The 20,320-nt window shown below is 37.2% G+C and carries 16 protein-coding genes; 15 read left to right on the forward strand and 1 reads right to left on the reverse strand.

Annotated features, from left to right (window positions below):
• The first annotated feature begins 31 nt into the window (after positions 1–31).
• From sufB to ACSSV9_RS11385, 15 genes are all read left to right on the forward strand, one after another.
• Positions 32–1,465 carry a Fe-S cluster assembly protein SufB gene (sufB, locus tag ACSSV9_RS11315; protein WP_437347580.1) on the forward strand — a complete coding sequence of 478 codons (1,434 nt, stop codon included), beginning with the start codon at positions 32–34 and terminating at the stop codon, positions 1,463–1,465.
• A 39-nt stretch (positions 1,466–1,504) separates the two neighbouring features.
• Entirely contained in the window at positions 1,505–2,269 is a 765-nt protein-coding gene (gene sufC / locus ACSSV9_RS11320) for a Fe-S cluster assembly ATPase SufC (protein WP_437347369.1), read from the forward strand.
• 19 nt (positions 2,270–2,288) lie between these two features.
• The gene (gene sufD / locus ACSSV9_RS11325; protein WP_437347370.1) at positions 2,289–3,632 is read left to right on the forward strand and encodes a Fe-S cluster assembly protein SufD; all 1,344 of its coding nucleotides are present in this window, start codon (positions 2,289–2,291) and stop codon (positions 3,630–3,632) included.
• A 20-nt stretch (positions 3,633–3,652) separates the two neighbouring features.
• Positions 3,653–4,903, forward strand: a complete 1,251-nt coding sequence (locus ACSSV9_RS11330; protein WP_437347371.1) for an aminotransferase class V-fold PLP-dependent enzyme — start codon at positions 3,653–3,655, stop codon at positions 4,901–4,903.
• Between the two features lie 3 nt (positions 4,904–4,906).
• Positions 4,907–5,221, forward strand: a complete 315-nt coding sequence (locus tag ACSSV9_RS11335) for an SUF system Fe-S cluster assembly protein (protein ID WP_437347372.1) — start codon at positions 4,907–4,909, stop codon at positions 5,219–5,221.
• Positions 5,222–5,240: 19 nt separating this feature from the next.
• On the forward strand, positions 5,241–5,771 hold the full coding sequence (locus ACSSV9_RS11340; protein WP_437347373.1) for a BrxA/BrxB family bacilliredoxin: 531 nt from the start codon (positions 5,241–5,243) through the stop codon (positions 5,769–5,771).
• Between the two features lie 11 nt (positions 5,772–5,782).
• Positions 5,783–6,241: an Rrf2 family transcriptional regulator gene (locus ACSSV9_RS11345; protein WP_437347374.1), complete on the forward strand. Its 459-nt coding sequence runs from the start codon at positions 5,783–5,785 to the stop codon at positions 6,239–6,241.
• Positions 6,242–6,407: 166 nt separating this feature from the next.
• The gene (pyrR, locus tag ACSSV9_RS11350; protein WP_437347375.1) at positions 6,408–6,959 is read left to right on the forward strand and encodes a bifunctional pyr operon transcriptional regulator/uracil phosphoribosyltransferase PyrR; all 552 of its coding nucleotides are present in this window, start codon (positions 6,408–6,410) and stop codon (positions 6,957–6,959) included.
• A 7-nt stretch (positions 6,960–6,966) separates the two neighbouring features.
• Positions 6,967–7,887, forward strand: coding sequence for an aspartate carbamoyltransferase catalytic subunit (locus tag ACSSV9_RS11355; RefSeq protein ID WP_437347376.1), 921 nt, complete (start codon positions 6,967–6,969; stop codon positions 7,885–7,887).
• Positions 7,888–7,899: 12 nt separating this feature from the next.
• Entirely contained in the window at positions 7,900–9,189 is a 1,290-nt protein-coding gene (locus ACSSV9_RS11360; protein ID WP_437347377.1) for a dihydroorotase, read from the forward strand.
• Between the two features lie 131 nt (positions 9,190–9,320).
• On the forward strand, positions 9,321–10,136 hold the full coding sequence (locus ACSSV9_RS11365) for a hypothetical protein (RefSeq protein WP_437347378.1): 816 nt from the start codon (positions 9,321–9,323) through the stop codon (positions 10,134–10,136).
• A 137-nt stretch (positions 10,137–10,273) separates the two neighbouring features.
• Complete coding sequence (locus ACSSV9_RS11370; RefSeq protein ID WP_437347379.1) at positions 10,274–10,684, forward strand: DUF4783 domain-containing protein; 411 nt, start codon at positions 10,274–10,276, stop codon at positions 10,682–10,684.
• A gap of 5 nt (positions 10,685–10,689) precedes the next feature.
• Positions 10,690–14,412 (forward strand): sensor histidine kinase, encoded by a 3,723-nt coding sequence (locus ACSSV9_RS11375; protein ID WP_437347380.1) that lies wholly within the window; start codon positions 10,690–10,692, stop codon positions 14,410–14,412.
• A complete protein-coding gene (locus ACSSV9_RS11380; protein ID WP_437347381.1) occupies positions 14,409–17,936 on the forward strand; it encodes a UvrD-helicase domain-containing protein in 3,528 nt (1,175 codons plus the stop codon). The genes ACSSV9_RS11375 and ACSSV9_RS11380 overlap by 4 nt, the downstream gene beginning before the upstream one ends.
• Positions 17,915–18,973, forward strand: coding sequence for an N-acetylmuramoyl-L-alanine amidase family protein (locus tag ACSSV9_RS11385; protein WP_437347382.1), 1,059 nt, complete (start codon positions 17,915–17,917; stop codon positions 18,971–18,973). Before ACSSV9_RS11380 ends, ACSSV9_RS11385 begins: the two co-directional genes overlap by 22 nt.
• Here the strand turns inward: ACSSV9_RS11385 and ACSSV9_RS11390 are convergent.
• Positions 18,963–20,318 carry an MFS transporter gene (locus ACSSV9_RS11390; protein ID WP_437347383.1) on the reverse strand — a complete coding sequence of 452 codons (1,356 nt, stop codon included), beginning with the start codon at positions 20,316–20,318 and terminating at the stop codon, positions 18,963–18,965. The two genes, ACSSV9_RS11385 and ACSSV9_RS11390, sit on opposite strands and share 11 nt — an antisense overlap.
• Positions 20,319–20,320 lie beyond the last annotated feature (2 nt).

Consider the following 20,320-nt stretch of genomic DNA (forward strand, 5'->3'; position numbering starts at 1 on the left):
CTTAGGTGCTGCTGAAGAATTATCTGAGGATATGAAAGTAATTGAAAACCTTACAAATGAAGAATATAAATGGGGATTCGTTTCCGAAATCGAATCGGAGGTGGTGCCCAAAGGCCTGAACGAAGATATTATCAGGCTGATTTCTGAAAAAAAAGGCGAACCCGAATGGATGACCGAATGGCGCTTGAAAGCATATCGTTATTGGCTTAAAATGGAAGAGCCCAAATGGCCAAACGTTAAGTACGACCCCGTCGATTTTCAGGATATAAGTTACTATGCCGCTCCAAAGAAAAAACCGCAATATAATAGTCTCGACGAAGTCGATCCTGAATTGCTCAAGACATTCGAAAAGCTCGGTATTCCTCTGGAAGAGCAGAAAGCCCTTGCTGGCGTGGCAGTCGATGCTGTTTTTGATTCGGTATCTGTGGCAACTACATTTAAGGAAACTTTGAAAGAAAAAGGAATTATTTTTTGTTCGATTTCAGAGGCAATAAAAGAGCATCCCGATTTAGTGAAAAAATATCTCGGCTCTGTAGTGCCATACACGGACAATTTTTATGCGGCTTTAAACTCGGCTGTTTTCAGCGACGGCTCTTTTGTCTACATTCCTAAAGGAGTCCGTTGCCCGATGGAGTTATCAACTTATTTTAGAATAAATGCTCAGGAAACCGGCCAGTTCGAGCGCACTTTAATAATTGCCGACGAAGGTTCGTACGTTAGCTATCTTGAAGGTTGTACTGCACCAATAAGGGATAACAATCAATTGCATGCAGCCGTTGTCGAATTGATTGCACTCGACAATGCAGAAATTAAATATTCGACTGTTCAGAACTGGTATCCTGGTGATAAAGAAGGTAAAGGCGGCATCTACAATTTTGTTACAAAGCGTGGGGCCTGTCGTGGAGTGAATTCGAAAATTTCCTGGACGCAGGTAGAAACCGGTTCTGCAATAACCTGGAAATACCCCAGCTGTATTTTACAGGGCGACAATTCGGTCGGCGAATTTTATTCAGTCGCTGTAACTAATAATTTTCAGCAGGCTGACACCGGCACCAAAATGATTCACTTGGGAAAGAATACTCGCAGTACAATTATTTCAAAGGGTATATCTGCCGGTCGAAGCAACAATTCTTACAGGGGTCTGGTGAAAGTCGGTAAAAAAGCTTTGAATGCCCGCAATTTTACGCAGTGCGATTCGATGTTGATGGGCGATAAATGCGGCGCTCATACATTCCCTTACATTGAAGTTGAAAACGATACGGCACGTGTTGAACATGAAGCCACCACTTCAAAAGTGGGCGAAGATCAGATTTTTTATTTGAATCAAAGAGGAATTGCTACCGAAGACGCAATTAATATGATCGTTAACGGATTCTGTAAAGAGGTTTTTAACGAGCTGCCGATGGAATTTGCCGTCGAAGCTCAAAAATTGCTTGCCATCTCGTTGGAAGGTAGCGTAGGATAAAATCAGTTATTAACGTAAACAGGAAATAAAGGATATAAAATGCTAACAATTAAAAACTTACATGCTACAGTCGAAGGAAAAGAAATTCTAAAAGGAATTGACCTCGAAATCAAAGCCGGCGAGGTTCATGCGATAATGGGACCGAATGGCTCAGGTAAAAGTACACTTGCCAATATCTTAGCCGGTAATTCTAATTATGAAGTAACCGAGGGTGAAATAATTTTCGAAGGCAAGAACCTTCTAGAAATGGAACCTGATGAAAGAGCAAAGGAGGGCGTCTTCCTGGCTTTTCAATATCCAATTGAAATACCTGGTGTTTCGAACGCAACATTTTTGAAAACTGCCCTCAATGAAAAGAGGAAGCATCTCGGATTACCGGAACTAACTCCAAAGGAATTCCTCGATTTAATGAAAGAAAAATCGAAAATTCTTGGCATGGACGATAATTTGATCGGCCGTTCAGTTAACGTTGGATTTTCGGGCGGCGAAAAAAAGCGAAACGAAATATTTCAACTTTTGATGCTCGATCCTAAACTTGCAATTCTCGACGAAACCGATTCGGGACTCGATATCGATGCGCTTAAAATTGTTTCAAACGGTGTAAACGTTTTTCATAACGAGCGTAATGCAGTTATTGTGGTTACTCACTATCAAAGACTTCTTAACTATATCGTTCCCGACTATGTTCATGTACTTTATAACGGTAAAATAATAAAATCGGGTGGTAAAGAACTTGCTCTGCTACTCGAAGAAAAAGGCTACGACTGGATTAAACCAGAAGAAGTCGAACTCGAATCCAATTAATCGAAGGAGTTGAATTTTGATGAATGAATTAACCAAAAACGAAAGTATAAAAGATTGGTATCTGAAGAACTTCGAAGTGTTTGAAAGGCAAATGAATGGCCGTAATCATGATTTATTGAAGAATATACGAAAGAATTCGCTGTCAAAATTTTTAGAACTCGATTTTCCAACGACGAAGAATGAGGAATGGAAATACACAGACGTATCGTTTGCCAGAAAAAATAAATTTAATCCTGTGCCGACAGATTATAAAACTTCTTTTACAAAAGAAGATGTAAGAAAAATCGTCTTCGGCAATTTCGATTACAATCTTATCACATTCATAAATGGGAAATACTCAGCTGAATTATCCGACATATCTGCGGATGACGATAAAATCATCATTAAAAATCTCAATTCGTTTATCAAGTCGCATAAAGAAATTGTCGAAAATTATTTTGCAAAAATATCGAGTGACGATAATCTCTTCAATGTTTTGAACGGCATTTACATGCAGGATGGAGTTGTAATATTTTTAAGGGATCAGAGTGAATTTAGCAAACCCTTGCAGGTGCTTTATCTTAACGGGGATTCCGAAGAAAATCTCTTGATTGCTCCGAGAAATTTAATTATTGCAGGCAGGAACACTCGAGCTGCGATTGTATTCAATTACTATGGCAACACGAAAACGTCTTACTTTACAGACGCTGTTACCGAATTATTTCTCGAAGAAGATAGTCTGGTTGACATTTATAAAATCCAGAGAGAGAGCCTGTCGTCTTACCATATTGAAAAGTTTCAGGCAATTCAAAAAGATCGAAGCGTACTAAATCATTATAATATTAATTTCGGTGGTAAGCTTACACGTAACGACGTCAATTCGAAACTCGATGGCGAAAATATCGAAACTCATTATTACGGTTTATATCTTGGTAAAGTAGATCAGCATATCGACAATCATACTTTTGTAGATCACGCAAAACCAAATTCAATCAGCAATGAATTGTACAAAGGAATTCTGGACGATAATTCTCGTGGTGTATTCAACGGAAAGATTATAGTACGACGGGATGCACAAAAAACAAATGCATATCAGCAAAACAAAACTGTCTTACTTTCTTCCGAGGCACGTATCGATAGCAAACCTCAACTGGAAATATTTGCAGACGATGTTAAGTGTACACATGGAGCAACTGTAGGACATCTCGACGAGGAAGCTGAATTTTATATCCGTTCGAGAGGAGTTCCTGAGGAACTGGCAAAATCTATTCTTATCCGTGCCTTTGCTGCTGATGTGTGTGACGAAATTAAAATTGATGGACTCAAAGAACAAATTAATCATTTGATTTTTGAAGAATTACATAGGCAGGAAGTCAGTTATTAACATAATATAACGGGTATACAGTGCAAAGAGTAGAAAAACTCGTAAAGAAAGAATTTAACGTCGAAGAAGTCAGAAACGACTTCCCGATATTAAAACGCTTAGTTAACGACAAGCCGCTAGTCTATCTGGATAACGCTGCAACAACACAAAAACCTCAAAAAGTTATCGACGCTCTGACAAATTATTATACGTACGACAACGCCAATATACACAGAGGTCTTTATTTCCTGAGTGAACTTGCAACGGAACAGTACGAAAATGCACGCTTGAAAGTAAAAGAGTTTATTAACGCAATCAGCGCATCGGAAATTATTTTCGTAAGAGGTACAACTGAGGCAATAAATTTAGTCGCTTCGAGTCTGTGTAGGTCAAAGTATTTTTCTGAAGGAGATGAAGTTATTATCTCCAACATGGAGCATCACTCGAATATTGTACCCTGGCAGTTAATTAGAGACCGTAAGAAAATAAACTTGAAGGTAATACCGATTAACGACGCAGGCGAACTTGACCTCGAAGCTTTTGAAAATATGATAACGGATAAAACCCGCCTGGTTTCGGTAGTTCACATTTCGAATGCACTCGGCACAATCAATCCAATTAAAAAGATTACAGAAATTGCTCATTCGAGAAATATCCCTGTGCTGGTAGACGGTGCGCAGGCTATGTCGCATTTAAAAGTGGATGTACAGGAACTCGATGCAGACTTTTATGCGTTTTCAGGTCACAAAGTTTTTGGACCTACCGGTATCGGTGTACTTTATGGTAAAACTGAATTTCTCGAAATGATGCCGCCTTATCAGGGAGGCGGTGATATGATCAGAACCGTCACTTTTGAAAAAACCACATTTGAGGATATTCCCAAAAAGTTCGAAGCCGGAACTCCGAATATTGCCGGCGGAATTGGACTTGGTGCTGCAATCGACTATGTAAACCAATTTGATAGAGCAGAATTATCTAATTACGAAGACATGCTCTTAAAATATGCGACCGAACGTCTTTCGGAGATAGAAGGCTTGAGAATTATTGGCACTGCCCGCGAAAAAGCATCGGTTATTTCATTTGTCATCGAAGGTATTCATCCCTACGATATCGGTACAATTATCGACACGGACGGTATTGCAATTAGAACCGGACATCACTGCACTCAACCAATAATGAAACGTTTTGGAGTGCCAGCAACTGCACGAGCTTCGTTTTCATTTTACAATACTAAAGAAGAAGTCGACAAACTTTATGAAGGCTTACTGAAAGTTAAAAAAATATTCGAGTAAATTATGATCGAAAAAGGAAAACTGGAACAGGAAGTTATTGCAGTTCTTAAAACATGTTACGATCCCGAAATACCTGTTGATATCTGGGAATTGGGATTGATATACGAATTACGAATTGACGACGAAGGAAATACATACATTAAAATGACTCTTACTTCGCCTCATTGCCCGGTGGCTGAAAGTCTACCCATTGAAGTCAAAGAAAAAGTAAAAAAAATTAAAGGTGTTAAAGACGTTTATATCGATTTAGTCTGGGAGCCACCGTGGAGTATGGATAAAATGAGCGAAGAAGCAAAACTCGAACTTGGATTTTTATAATCAAAAAGAAAGGAATACCATGTTTAATATAAATCAAAAGCCACCACTTTACGACCCTGAAGCTGTACAGCCAATGAGGGACGAACTTACTTATGTTGGCTTTGAAGAAATACCAACTCCAGAAAAAGCACGCGAAATTTTTTCTGCAAATATAGACAAAACTATTTTTCTTGTGATTAATTCCGTTTGCGGTTGCGCTGCGGGAAGCGCCCGGCCTGCTGCTACCTTAGCCCTTCAGCATACTGTAATACCCGATAAATATGTTACTGCATTTGCAGGTCAGGACAGAGATGCAGTCGATTTTATACGGGAAAATATTTTAGGGGACTATCCTCCTTCATCCCCTTGTATGGCTTTGGTTAAGAATGGCAAAGTGATTTATTTTTTGCCACGCCATCGCATTGAAGGTCGATATGCTGAAGAAATTGCTGAAGAATTGACAAAAGTTTTTGAACAGCACTGTTCCAGCAAAGGTCCTTCGATTCCGAAGGAAAAATACGATAAACTCGTAACTGCAAAAATGTGCGGTTCTAAAATACCACTGGCTTAAGGAGTAGTAAATTGAAATTCAGCGCACAGGAAGAATACGGTCTTAGATTATTGCTCAGGATTGCTAAATTTTACCACGTCGGTAAATCTTTGACCATACCTGAAATTGCAAACGCCGAAAAGATTTCACACCACAACGTGGGAAAAATACTGCGGTTATTGAGGCTTGGAGGTTTTCTTGTGGCTGAACGAGGACAGACCGGCGGATATACACTGGCACGTCCGCCGGAAGAAATTAAAGTAAGTGAAGTACTCGTATCATTGGGCGGTAGATTATACGACGATTCGTTTTGCCGATCTCATGCGGGCGCTGCCGACTTTTGTACCAACTCGATCGATTGCTCCCTCCGTTCACTCTGGAAAGTTATCCAGGATTCCATCGATACGGTGACCGAAAGACTGACAATAAAAGATTTGATGGCATCAGAAAACTATATTTTCGAAATCATAACGGAACCAGAAAAATATTGAACAACACACCTAGGTTTGTTTACTTTTTGTTTCAATTGTATTAAGTTTGTTCCTAAAATAATCCTTTAATTTTATCCAGCGAGATAAAAAGGAATGAGTCAAATAAATACTTTAATAATCAAAAAAGAGGACCTCGGCGACGAAAGTCAACGAGGATTTTTTTTATATGGACATAAAAGCAAAAATAGTTGACGAAGAAGGGTTGCGCAGAACAATTACTCGACTTGCGCATGAAATAATTGAAAAAAACAAAGGTTCGAAGAATATCGTATTAATAGGGATGCGAACCCGTGGCGAATATATTGCCGAAAGAATCAAAAATAAAATAAAAGAGATTGATAATTATGAACCTCCATTCGGCGTTCTCGACATTACACTTTACAGGGACGACTTTCGCACACGTCTGAAACAGCCTGAAGTGTCAGTTACAAATATCACTTTCGACATAAACGAAAAGGATATTATTCTCATCGACGATGTTCTTTATACTGGCAGAACAGTCCGCGCTGCGCTCGACGCAATTATGGACCTCGGCAGACCAAACACAATCCAGCTTTGTGTTCTTGTCGATCGAGGACACCGCGAAATGCCAATCAAAGCCGATTTTGTCGGGAAAAATATACCAACATCAATAAATGAAGAAATTAAAGTTAAACTAAAAGAAATCGATGGCGAAGATTCCATCTATTTAGTTAATGCTCCTAACAACAAAGAGTGAGTAATTTATGTCATTATCTAGCAGACACCTGCTTGGATTATATGGCGTTCCAAAAGAAGATATACAGCTAATACTCGATACAGCAACTACATTTAGGGAAGTACTGGAACGCCCTATAAAAAAAGTGCCCACACTCCAGGGCAAAACAATAGTTAATCTTTTTTATGAGAATTCAACCAGAACACGTATTTCCTTTGAACTTGCCCAGAAACGCCTTTCTGCCGATACTGTGAATTTTTCGACTTCAACAAGCAGTACCAAAAAAGGAGAAAGCTTCAAGGATACTGTACGAAATATCGAAGCTATGAAAGTCGATATGATTGTTGTAAGGCATCAATCGGCTGGTATTCCTTATTTCCTGACAAGAATATCGAAGGCAAATATTATCAATGCTGGCGATGGACTTCACGAGCACCCAACGCAAGCTTTGCTCGATATGTATTCGATAAGAGAAAAGTTCGGTACATTAAAAGGCTTGAACGTTTGCATAGTTGGAGATGTTGCTCACAGTCGCGTGGCAATGTCGAATATCTTTGGATTGAAAACTATGGGTGCAAATGTATCGGTATGTGGTCCTTCGACAATGATTCCTGTCGGAATTGAAGAACTCGGTGTGAAAGTATGCAAAAATATTGACGAGGCGATTAAAAACAACGATGTTCTCAATGTATTGAGAATACAACTCGAACGCGACGCTGGCAGCCGCATACCCTCCGTCAGAGAATACCATAATTTCTTCGGCATTACTTCTGAAAGACTTGAAAAAAACAATAAGAATATATTGATACTCCATCCTGGACCGATTAATCGTGGAGTGGAACTTACTTCCGAAGTTGCCGACGGTCCTTATCAAATCATTTTGGACCAGGTAACTAACGGAGTTGCTATACGAATGGCAGTACTCTATTTACTCGGGACAATGAATTAATTCAGGTGAATAATGAAAATTATACTAAAAGATGCTACACTTTTGAATCCAGCTCAAAAATTAAATGAAAAGAAGGATCTCCTTATTGAAGACGGCATAATACGAAAGATTGGTGAATTAACGGATGAAGATTATGAAAAGTCGACTGTGTATGACTTTGCAAAAAAATACTGTGTGCCTGGATTATTTGATATGCACGTCCATTTGAGAGAGCCGGGTAGAGAAGACGAAGAAACAATTGAAACCGGTTCGAATGCAGCCGCTGCAGGTGGATTTACAGAAATTGCCTGTATGCCGAACACAACGCCGGATATCGACAGTGCAGAGATCGTCCGTTATATAAAAGAAAAATCGAAAGAGCATCTTGTCGAAGTCTATCCGATAGCTGCAGCCACAAAGAAAAGACAGGGCGAAGCAATTTCACCGATGTTTGAACTCTATGAAGCCGGAGCCGTGGGATTCTCGGATGATGGAGTTGCAATTAAAACTGCAGCTGTACTGAAAAACGCATTAGAATATTCAAAAATGTTCGACGCTCCGATTATTGAACATTGCGAAGATGAATCTCTTTCCAGCGGAGCAATGAACGAAGGAATTAATTCTACTATTCTCGGACTACCACCACTGCCTTCAGTTTCAGAAGATATTATCGTTATAAGAGATATCCTGATGGCTGAATATACAGGCGGCAGAGTTCATATAGCTCATATAAGTACAAAAAAAGCGGTTGAGCTCGTACGCTGGGCAAAAGAAAGAAATATTAAAGTAACTGCAGAAGTAACTCCACACCATTTTACTCTCACAGACGAATCGCTTAAGACTTATGACACTAATTTCAAAATGAGTCCTCCACTTCGAACTGCCGAAGATGTAGAAGCAATAATAGAAGGATTAAAAGATGGAACTATTGATTGTATAGCCAGCGACCACGCACCTCATTCGATTGAAGAAAAAGAGATGGAATTCATCTATGCCCCCAATGGGATTATCGGACTCGAAACTGAATTAGGACTTGCGCTGAGCGAATTGGTACACAAAAAAAGAATGACAATGGAACAGCTTGTGGAGAAATTATCGATTAATCCCAGAAAAATTCTCAATCTGCCAGTGCCACAATTCAAAGTAGGTGAAAAAGCAAATCTTACGATCATCGATCCAGATTTAATCTGGACGGTTGATGTAGCAAGGTTCAAATCAAAATCAAAAAATTCACCGTTCGACAAAAAACTACTGACCGGTAAAGCTGTGGCGGTAATTAATAAACGTAAAATGTATTACGAAGACAAGTTTATTGATATCTGAGTTCCTCTAATTTATTCACCTCTGTCCATTTTTGAACACAATTTTGTAAAAAGGATTTCGTGAATTAAGCGAAATCCTTTTTTTATTCTGGCACTCTTATTGCACCTAAAATCCCAAAATCAGAGGTTAAAATGAAAAAGTTGATATTTGTAGTGGCGATGATCTTGATTGCAGGATGTAATAACATAAACGATTGGGAATATGATTATATTCCCCCGATGCCGCCCCGAAATATTAATACAATTACGGGTGATAACCGCGTGGATATCTACTGGGAGAGAAATACAGAACCAGACCTTGCAGGATATAATGTTTATTATAGTTATTCATATGACGGCACTTATGAGTTAATTGGTACAACTTACGACAATTATTTTGTGGACTATGGCGCGCGCAATGGTATTACTTATTATTATGCTGTTACTGCGTTCGATTACAACAATAACGAAAGTGAATTAAGCTACGATGTTGTTTACGACACTCCGCGTCCGGAGGGATTCGGCAGGGCATTATTCGATTTACATGTATCGCCTTCAAATTCAGGATACGATTTTAGTAATTTCTCGGTAGTTCCATACAACGACGAGGGAACCGATTTTTTCTTTGAAAAATATGAAGGCGTCTATTATTTGAACGTGTGGGAAGACACAGATATTCAGGATATGGGTCCAACAAATGATATCTATGATGTTAGCTTTGCTCCAATTGATGGTTGGGTGCCCATTAACGAAGGCGAAAATATTAAATATGTGGAAGCCATTGCCGGTCATACATATGTTATCTGGACATGGGACAACAGATACGCAAAAGTCAGAATTAGTTCAATTACAGGTGATAGAATGATTTTCGATTGGGCTTATCAAATTGTGGAAGGAAACAGACAATTAAAAATCCACAGGAAATCAATCGACCGGAAAAATCTTACTCTACATCGAAAAGGACAGTAGTTTTTGTGCGGACTTTAATTTCCCGTACTTTTTTGAGAGGGCATAAAAAGTTGAAGGGAAATTATCGTCCGTGTTTTTTATTTTCTTTTGGTATATTTTGTATTGTGATTTGCTTGTTCACAAAATTTGGAAGGCCCTTGAAACTACTGTTCCATACCGCAATTTTATTTTTTGTGACTATCGCAATATTTCCTCAAAACAGAGATGCCGATATAAGCAGAATCTTCGCAAATATCGAGGAAGGATTGCCCACAGGCTCAATTGATCGCTTTTCAAATTATTTCGCTGACAAAACTTTTATCAGTCTCTTCAACGGTAAGAGTGGATATTTCAGTGCCAACCAGGCTTATTACGTACTGAAAGACTTTTTTGGTATATATCGCCCTGTTTCATTTAAGATTGATAATCTGGTAACCGACACGATCAATCCGTTTTCATCTGGCACACTGAGAATGAGTTACAGGGGTATTAGGAAAAGTGCAATGGTGTTTATATCGCTTCAGAAATACGGCGACCAGTGGCGCATTTCACAAATAACTATTAATTGACCTTTATGAAGGGCATTTTCGAAAAATCAAATCTTAAGTGGATTTCTCTGATTACTATTTTGTTTCTATTGCTTATTTCTGCTTTTGCCGCTCCATATTTTATTGATAAGAAAATGTGGAAAGTCCGCTTAGAAGAAAAATTAAAAGAGGCGGAAACACTGGTTGAGGGAGCTCTCGATAAAAAAGTCGATAACTTGATTTCATTTAATAATAACGTTAAAAAAAGAATACCGCTGCTTCTGCGCGAAAATTCACTTTCAACAAATTATTTTGTCTTTGTTTACGAAGAAGACAGTTTAATATACTGGAATAAAGAAGCCGATATTGAAACAACATTAAGACATAAGACCGGTCTGCCCTTTTTTTACGACGATGGCTTGCGAATTTATTTAACTTACATCGATACACTGGTTGATAAAAAAAGCAAGTTTTACATTCTTACGTATGAAATACTCGAACAAAAATATAATCTCTATGGTGAAGAGAGTAGAATCTCTTTTACCGATTCGTTGTCGATCGAAGCGGGCACAAATATTACGATTGATTATAATAACAGCGGCACAAAGATTCAGGATGGCAGGTATCGAACATTTGCATATAAATCGCGGACTGGCAATTTACTCTGCAAAGTAATCATTGAAAATCCTACGCTCGATAGTGAAATTAACAACCTGAAAAAAAATATCTACACAATTCAGTCTGTCCTGATTTTGATTTGTTTTTTTATTGCTGTCCATATTTTGCTTGGATATGTAAAGCGTTCAAACAGGATTATAAGATTTGTATTCTGGACATTGACAATTGGAGGAGGTAGGGTCATAATTTATCTCCTCGGAATTCCTTCGACTTATTATCACAATGCACTGACTGATCCGTCAAATTTTTCTTCGCCTTTTGCATTTGGACTCGTTAGATCGCCGGCAGAGTTTCTTATAACCGCAATTGCAGGTACGATATTGATAGTAATCGGTAATAACTACTTTGAAGAATATTCTCGTGAAAAGCCGGGCACAAACAAAAATTGGATATTATTTTTTGTAGCCCTCTTTGCTTTCACTATATTTTTCCTTCTTACGTTAAGAGGAATTGGAGCGTCGATTAGAAGTGTTGTTTTTGATTCGTCGATTAGATATTTCAGGGAGTTCAATTTAATTCCGGAATCCCACATTCTGGTAATGAATCTTAATATCTTGATGCTTGGATTTTCAGCAATCCTTTTTTCGTATCTGTTGCTCTCTTCGCTCTATGGCTTTTTTCCATATAAGGGAGAAAAGAATTACTACAAACTATTGGGTGGCATCTTTTTGTTTTTGCAGATTGCTGGATTTCTGTTCGATTATTTTCAAAAAAATCCTCAAGGCACGCCTCAAATCAGAATTACATACATTTCCCTTTTTGTGCTTGTGGCTTATGTTGTTTTAAAAAACAATCCACGTCAGCTTAAGCGTTTTGTCTTATACTCATTGCTTGCCTCGGTGTTGGTCGTGAGTTTATTGATACATTATAATTCAGAGCTCGAAAAAGAATCGCTCAAAACAACTTCACTTGAACTTACACGTAACGACGAGAATATTTATTCCTTTATGGTAATGCAAACACTGAATCAATTGAATACAGAGTTAGATGATGAGTTTGGCAACAGGATGAATGCCCGAGCCTTTCTTGCGTGGAACAAAAGTCTTCTTTATAACGAAAATGTACAATCGTTCATCCGTTTTTTTTACGTCGACGGAAAACCTGCTGGTAGTTATTTGACTAATGATAATATTGAACGGTTAATTACCACAAAGCCGCAGCAAACCGATTCCGTAGTCTTGATTCAAACACCGAGCATTTTTGGAGATTCTAAAATAATTCGCGGAGTAGCACCACTGTTCATAAATAACTACAAAGCAGGCTATGCCGAGGTGGGAGTTGTCTACAACCGGGTGAATCTAAGCTTTGCTGCAATGCCCGAATTTATAGTTAAAAAACGCTCACTTATTTCGGACGTTATTGATCCGAATAGATTGGTGGTTGCCTATTTAGATGGAGGGATATTAAAATCCTCAACCGACAAAATAAAATCAGATAACAATTTTTTAAATCGACTCATGCAAATCTCTGAATTAAAAAATTCAGAAGAGTGGATTTCCGCAAATATAGATGGGGAAGAATACCTTTTTTATGTTACTAAAATGTCCGGCATGATTGTGGGAGTAGGTAAAGAAGAAAAAAATGTATCGTGGAAAATATCCGACTTTTTCAAAGTCTTTTTCATACACGTGTTTATTATCTTTATGATGGTATTAGTACTCTCAATACTGAATTACAAAAAAACTCTGCGCCTTTTCGAAAGCTATAAAGCGAGATTGATTGCGGGATTTCTGCTTGTCTCCGTTGTCCCGTTGTTGATTACGAGTGTTTATATTAAAAATCTTATCGAGACGAAGAACAATGAATTGATTAAGAAAAGACTTGAAGAGTATGCAATTCAGATAAAAAATTATCTGGATAATTATTCGGGACGGATTAAAAGTGAATCGCTACTTGAAAAAGCTGCTCACGATTTGTCAATTGAGTTTACCGTATTTGAAAAAGAAAAATATTTTTATTCGACACAGCCTTATTATTATAAGTCAGGTCTAATACCTCCTTTGATTAAGTATAAAGCACATTCTGAAATCGAAAAGAGAAATAAACACATAACATTTTTGAGGAGTATCTTTGAAGGAATTCAGTATAATTCACTCTATACAAAAATTACAAATGAAAACGAAGAATATATTCTTGAAATAAATGATTTCTTTAACGACATCTCATTACCATTGTCGGATATAGAACTTGACGTATTCATGTTTGGTATTTTATCTTTAAGTTCCATTTTGCTTATTTTATTGAGTACACTGCTGGCAAATCAAATATCTCAACCGATAATTAAATTGACAAATGCAACCAAGTCGTTGTCGGGCGGCGACCTCAGCATAAAAATAGAAGGAAAGTATACAGGGGAAATTGGCGATTTAACCAGAGGATTCAATATGATGGTCCAGCGTCTGAAAGAAAATCAGGAAGAACTGGCAATGATGGAAAGAGAATCTGCATGGAAAGAAATGGCACGACAGGTGGCGCACGAAATTAAAAATCCTTTGACGCCTATTAAATTATCTGTTCAACAATTAATTGCTGCTTATAAAGACAAATCGCCTAAATTCGATACTATCTTCGATAAAGTTACCAATACCGTCATAAACCAGATTGAGCTTCTTACAAATATCGCTTCGGAGTTTTCTAACTTTGCAAGAATGCCAAGACTAAATATTTCAAAAATAGACCTGGTCAAAATTATTGAATCGGTAATCGATCTGTTTCAATCGGAAAGGATTAACATAAATTTTATTAAATCATCTGAACAAATTATTGTTGAAGGTGATGAACAACACTTTACGAGAACATTTGTTAATCTGTTCAGAAATTCCGTTCAGGCTAAGGCAAAAAATATTATAGTCGACGTCAAAGAATTTGATAATATTTATGAAATAACGGTTGAAGACGACGGTGAAGGGATTGAAGAAGAATTTATCGATAAAATTTTCGAGGAAAAGTTTACTACAAAAAAGCAAGGAATGGGCTTGGGGCTAAAGCTCTCTCGCCGATTCATTGAAAGCATTGGCGGCACAATTGAATTGACTAAAACCTCGAAGGAAGGTACCATATTTAAAATAAAATTGATTAAACCAAAGCCATGAAGAAATTAACTCCCTTTCAGGATAAAGCACTTCGATACGATAAAAATATTTTATTGACTGCAAATGCTGGAGCTGGAAAAACCTTTGTCTTTGCCAGAAGATATGTTGATATCCTTCTTAACGAGAATCTTTCCGGCAATGTCGATATCGAAAATATTGTTGCAATTACTTTTACCGACAAGGCAGCTGGGGAATTGCAGAAACGAATAGCTATCGAAATAGAAGAAAGGATTAAAAACGAAACTAATTTTACCAAGAGAAAAGTAATTGAATCTCTGCGGAGCCAGCTGGTTAATGCAAACATTTCAACGATTCACTCCTTTTGTCTAAACATACTACGTGAATTTGCGCCCGAAGCAAATCTCGACGCCAATTTTATTCCTATCGAACAATCCGAAGCCGACGATTTACTCGAAATTTGTATAGATGATGCACTGAAAAATATGATTGAAGTTCCTGAAGAATCGGAACGCTTAAAATTTCTTATCAGATTCTTCGGCGGAAAGTACCAGCTTATAACTAATATTAAACAGTCGATATCAAAAAGAAAAATTATCGAAAACATCAATGAATTTTATGCAAAATCTACTGATGAAATTCTCATGATACTCAAGCAAATATATGAGCATGTATTAAAATTAATTTTTGCCGATGATTTGCATCTCTTCTTAAATGCGGTTGAAACGGTAAATAGAAAAGTTAAAGAAGTAAATCCTTCTTCAAGTTTAATATCGTCTGTGGATATAATTTTAAGCAGACAGTTAACACAAGAAAATTTGCCTGCTCTTCTATCCAATTTGAGAGAACTGAAGAGTATTATTTTAACAAGTTCAACCAGGAAATTGTCCAACAGAGGTTATCTCAATAAAGAACGAGAAACAGTACAAAGAGAAATTCAGACCATTGAAAACTTCCTTTCAGATTTTAATAATATCATCGATTGTGACTGGGAAGATAACGTGATTATTAAATTAATAGAGTTTGGGAAAGCCTTTATACATGTTGTTGAAAAAGTAATTGAATTATATAACAATAAGAAAAAAGCAAGAGGTTACGTTGATTTCGAAGATATCCTTCTGCTTACAGAAAAAGTTGTGAAACTGGAATCTGCAAGGGAATATCTCAGGACGCGTTATAAATACATAATGATTGATGAGTATCAAGATACAAACGAATTGCAATATAATATTTTCATGCCGATACTCGATTTTTTGAAACACGGAAATTTGTTCGTTGTGGGCGACGAAAAGCAGAGTATTTACATGTTCAGGAATGCTGAACTCGAGGTTTTTAACAAGACAAGAAATGTCATCGAATCGAAGAGAGAAGGAGGGGCTGTTCTTACATTACCTCACAGCTTTAGACTGTCGCCGCCAATTGTTCTATTTGTAAATAAATTGTTTGAGAATCTATTCTCGGTTAAGAATGAAGAACTCAGAAACCTGTTCAACGAAGTTAAGTACGACAAATTAATTTGCGCCCGACCCGAGACCGAAAAGGGAAAAGTTGAATTGCTCATTGCCAATGGTGGAGAGATAAGTGAAGAAATGCTGGTAGCCGATAAAATATACGAATTACTGAACTATGAAAAATTAAATCCCGGCGATATTGGAATACTTTGCAGAAAAAGAAAACTTTTCGATCGTTTGGAAACTGAATTTATTAAAAGAGAGATTCCTTATTCAATTGTAGGTGGCAGAGGTTTCTATCAGCAGCAGGTTGTCGGTGATGTCTTTAATTATTTATCGTTTATTATCAACAGGGAAAACGATGCAGCTTTGGTCGGTATTTTGCGTTCGCCCTTTTATTCGATTTCAGATTCCGAATTGCTCGAAATTTCTATGACGAAAGGAAACTCGTTTTATGAAAAACTTATTAACATTTCCAAGACTGATGAAAAATATAAACAGGTAGCGAGTTTATTAGCCGAGCATATTCGACTGGCAACTTTTGAAAAACCGTATGCACTTATAAGAAGGATATTGCTCGATACTGGTTACTGGGCTGTAATATCGTCAAAAAGAGACGCCGAACAACAACTGGCTAATCTCAATAAACTTATCGCAATTGCAAGAAATTTCACGATAAAAAACTTTGTGAACCTCTATGATTTCAGAGAAGCACTGAGAAACTATATCGAAAATTTCGAAGACGAAAGTCAGGCAGCCGTATCTAAAAATCAAAATGCCGTTAATTTACTGACCATTCATCAGGCTAAAGGGCTTGAATACAAAGCCGTATTTGTCTTCGGTGCAAATGAAACGAGCGGAGGATATGATGGAATTGGTATTGATAAACAACTGGGTATTATTTCAAAGGTGTATACAGACTATGATTTTACGGGTGAGAAAAAATCGAATTCGATTGAAACACTTTATAACTATATTGTTCAAAAGAAAGAGATAGCTGAAATGAAAAGATTGTTTTATGTTGCATTGACAAGAGCAGAAAATTATCTTTTTATCACTTCTTCAAGAAATGATATCAAAAAAAATTCCTTTATGGATTTACTATCTAATGGTTTGAAAATTGAAAACATCGATGGCATTGAGGAAATAAATTTATATGATGAAGTTGAATTTATGAACCTCGACTCTAAAGAAATTGATGTATACAGTAAAAAAATGGAACTCAAAATTCCTGTGCATAGAAATTTATCGTATCAAGATTCGATTTATGAAAGTTCAAAAAATAATACTATCGAGAAAAAGCCATTAATTGGTGAGATTGAAGATGAACCGGAAAAAGAAATAATTTCCGCAACTAAAATTGCAATCTTTAATCAATGCCCGATTAAATATCAATTAATCTATGAGCTCGGCTATTCTCTCACTTTTGAAATTGTAAAGCAAAAAGAATTTAATTATGATTTCAAGGACAATGAAGATGATGAAGTTAAAAGCTACTCCGACGTCAAGGGCAGAATAATTCATGCAATTCTTGAAAAAGAAACTAAATATGAAGAGATCGAAAAACAGCTTTCAGATTTACTGCAAAGAGAAATGATACACCACTCAATTGAAGAAATGAAAAAAAATATACTCAACGACCTTAAAAAGTTTTATGAATCGAGTACTTATGACGAATTACAGAAATATAAGTCTTACATTAACGAGGCCGAGTTTTATGCGCAGGATGGGAAAAATTATCTTTACGGCATAATCGACAAGTTGATATTTGAAAATGATAAATTGATTATCGTCGATTACAAAACTGATAATGTTGATGAAAATGAGATTCATTCAAAAGCTGAAAATTATTTCCCGCAGTTAAAGTTTTATGCTTATCTTATAAGTAAAGTGTATCCAGAAGTAAATCGTTACGAAGTGAGACTCATTTTTATCAAGCATCCAGATATTAGTGTAAAAAAAGACTTAACGAGAAAGGAAGTGGAACAATTTGGTAATGTAATCAGAAGTACAATCGATAAAATTAATAAATCGGATTACTCACCTAATTTAAATCATTGCAGAAAATGCCACTATGCGCTCAAAGGTGGGAAATGTATAAAGTCCTTTTCATAGCAATAGCGGTGATCTATCTTTCGGGCTGTGCTGCCGTTGAATTCCCGCTTTACGAAATGCCCCCCGACTGGAAAGAAGAGGCGGTCAGGATAAAGACTATAAAAAAATATTCTGAATTCCTGAAGAACAGGAAAATATTTGTCGATCCGGGACACGGCGGCGAGGATAGAAAAAACAAAAGCCGTGATGGTAAAATTATTGAGGCGGATGTCAACCTTAGAGTGGCACTCTATCTCAAGCAATATCTTGAAATGGCAGGAGCGGAAGTATACATGTCGAGAACGTCGGATATTACTGTCCCGCTGCAGAAAAGAATTGATCTGGCGGATTCAACTCAGGCAGAATTATTCATAAGCATTCATCACAATGCATCTTCAAATTCAGACGATAATTATACAAATTATACTTCCACGTTTTATCATGCATCGCCAGGTCATTATGAATATGAGCCATGTAACAACGACCTTGCAAAATATATCCAGCGGGATTTATCGTATGTAATGGGAAATCCAGGAGGACTCGGTTCGTTTGACGGTACTTATTCTGACTATGTAATTTATCCGGGCGAGGGTTTTTATGTTCTGCGCAAATCAAAAATTCCAGCCATACTTGTAGAATGTGGTTTTCATACCAGCAGGCTTGAAATTCTTAGATTAAACGACGATACTTTCAATAAGATACAGGCATGGGGTATATTCCGCGGACTTGCGAAGTACTTTATGACGAGCATTCCTCAAATAACGTTTTTGCCGGAGAGTTTGAATTATGAAAACGATACAGTCGAAGCATCTTTTAAATTGTCCGATAAATATGGAATCGACTTTGAAAAGACCGAAGTCTATATTAATAAATTGAAAAAGAGTTTTGACTATGACACGTTGAAAAATGTCTTAAAAATAAAGGAACGAATAGAGCCTTGCGGAGAAATCCCCGTTAGAATAATTTGTGCTAATAAAAAAGGCAAACATTCGTTCCCTTATCATAAAAAATTTGTTGTCTATTGCAGCGACCAGAAATATCTTTTTTTCAGTGATTGATAGTGGCATTGCGATTATCGATTCTTTCTGTTACAATCTTGAAGATGAACAATGCAATTGCTGCTACAAGTCCGATGCCTACAAAATAATACCAGATGACGTGTGCATTCTGGTAATAAATTACTTTTTCTGCAGCACTTATGCCCGCTGGTAAAGTTTTTGGGTCGGGGCAGTAGGCGTCCAGTAAAAAGCCAGACATTGTAAATCCTGCCAGTGCCGATAAAAAAGAATGCAAATGACTGAATCCAAGATAAACTCCTTCTTCTCCTTTTGGCGCTTGAAGAGAAAAGTATTCTAAAAATCTGGGAGATATAAAACATTCAGCCAGTCCCTGAATTGCTATTCCAATTATCATCATGATAGTTAGAGGATGCATTGTCAAAAAACCCAGTATAGAAACTGAAGGTCCTGTAATTCCTTCCAGCCATTGACTGCCCGACATTGCCAATGCCGAAAAAGGCATTAAAAGCATCCCGACTAACATCGATGTAACTGCCTTTTGTTTTTTCATTAAATTTGTTATCAGAACAACAAATAAAACTACAACAGCTGGGTTTACATTTGCCAGCCATTCCGGACGAGCATCTTCACCTAAAAGACGAATTACATACTTCGGCATGGTTGCATAAAGCTGGTGCTGTATTGTCCAGAAACCGCTGACAATGAGTATCAATAATAATAACCTCGGTGAGGTCATTATTTTTTTTAACGAATTTATTACGTCTTTAATAGTTTTCGTAGTGTAGGATGCGTCGTTTTGATTATAAAAGAAAATAGCAAAGAGCATAGCAAGAAACGACATCCCTGCGGAAAAGAAATTGACATATTCCAGACCAATTCCCTGTCTTACATACGGAACAAAAGTTTTTCCGCTAAATGCGCCTATATTAACTATCCAATAAAAGAGGGCATAGCCACGTGCCCGGGTTTCTTCGGAAGTCGTCTTTGCTACAGTACCTGTGATCAGAGGTTTTATAAATGAACCACCAACGAGAACAATAAATAGAAAAAAAAGTACTGGAATTTTTTCATGATAAACTCCCAACAGGGAATAGCCAATTGTAAGAAGGGCAAAAGCGAGAATTAAACCTTTCTTAAAACCAATTTTATCAGATATTGCACCTGCGAAAGGAGGCAGGAAATAAAGCAATGCATAAAATACACCTGCCACAATTCCAGTTTCTGTATCTGAAAAACCGACAATATCTGTCAGGTAAAGTGTTAGAACAATAAAAAAACCGTAGTAAGCTGCGCGTTCACATAATTCCATAAAATTAGCAAGCCAGAATTCTTTTGGAAATTTCCAGCTTTGTCCAGCAGTAACTGTTTTGCTATTCTTTTCCATCA

Source organism: Melioribacter sulfuriphilus, assembly GCF_051488685.1.
GTDB lineage: Bacteria > Bacteroidota > Ignavibacteria > Ignavibacteriales > Melioribacteraceae > Melioribacter.

Coding starts and splice junctions, on each gene's coding strand:
- ACSSV9_RS11360 (WP_437347377.1), top strand. CDS start 7,900: ATGAAAATTATACTAAAAGATGCTACACTTTTGAATCCAGCTCAAAAA.
- ACSSV9_RS11365 (WP_437347378.1), top strand. CDS start 9,321: ATGAAAAAGTTGATATTTGTAGTGGCGATGATCTTGATTGCAGGATGT.
- ACSSV9_RS11335 (WP_437347372.1), top strand. CDS start 4,907: ATGATCGAAAAAGGAAAACTGGAACAGGAAGTTATTGCAGTTCTTAAA.
- pyrR (WP_437347375.1), top strand. CDS start 6,408: ATGGACATAAAAGCAAAAATAGTTGACGAAGAAGGGTTGCGCAGAACA.
- sufB (WP_437347580.1), top strand. CDS start 32: ATGAAAGTAATTGAAAACCTTACAAATGAAGAATATAAATGGGGATTC.
- ACSSV9_RS11375 (WP_437347380.1), top strand. CDS start 10,690: ATGAAGGGCATTTTCGAAAAATCAAATCTTAAGTGGATTTCTCTGATT.
- ACSSV9_RS11380 (WP_437347381.1), top strand. CDS start 14,409: ATGAAGAAATTAACTCCCTTTCAGGATAAAGCACTTCGATACGATAAA.
- sufD (WP_437347370.1), top strand. CDS start 2,289: ATGAATGAATTAACCAAAAACGAAAGTATAAAAGATTGGTATCTGAAG.
- ACSSV9_RS11340 (WP_437347373.1), top strand. CDS start 5,241: ATGTTTAATATAAATCAAAAGCCACCACTTTACGACCCTGAAGCTGTA.
- sufC (WP_437347369.1), top strand. CDS start 1,505: ATGCTAACAATTAAAAACTTACATGCTACAGTCGAAGGAAAAGAAATT.
- ACSSV9_RS11385 (WP_437347382.1), top strand. CDS start 17,915: ATGTATAAAGTCCTTTTCATAGCAATAGCGGTGATCTATCTTTCGGGC.
- ACSSV9_RS11355 (WP_437347376.1), top strand. CDS start 6,967: ATGTCATTATCTAGCAGACACCTGCTTGGATTATATGGCGTTCCAAAA.
- ACSSV9_RS11390 (WP_437347383.1), bottom strand. CDS start 20,318: ATGGAAAAGAATAGCAAAACAGTTACTGCTGGACAAAGCTGGAAATTT.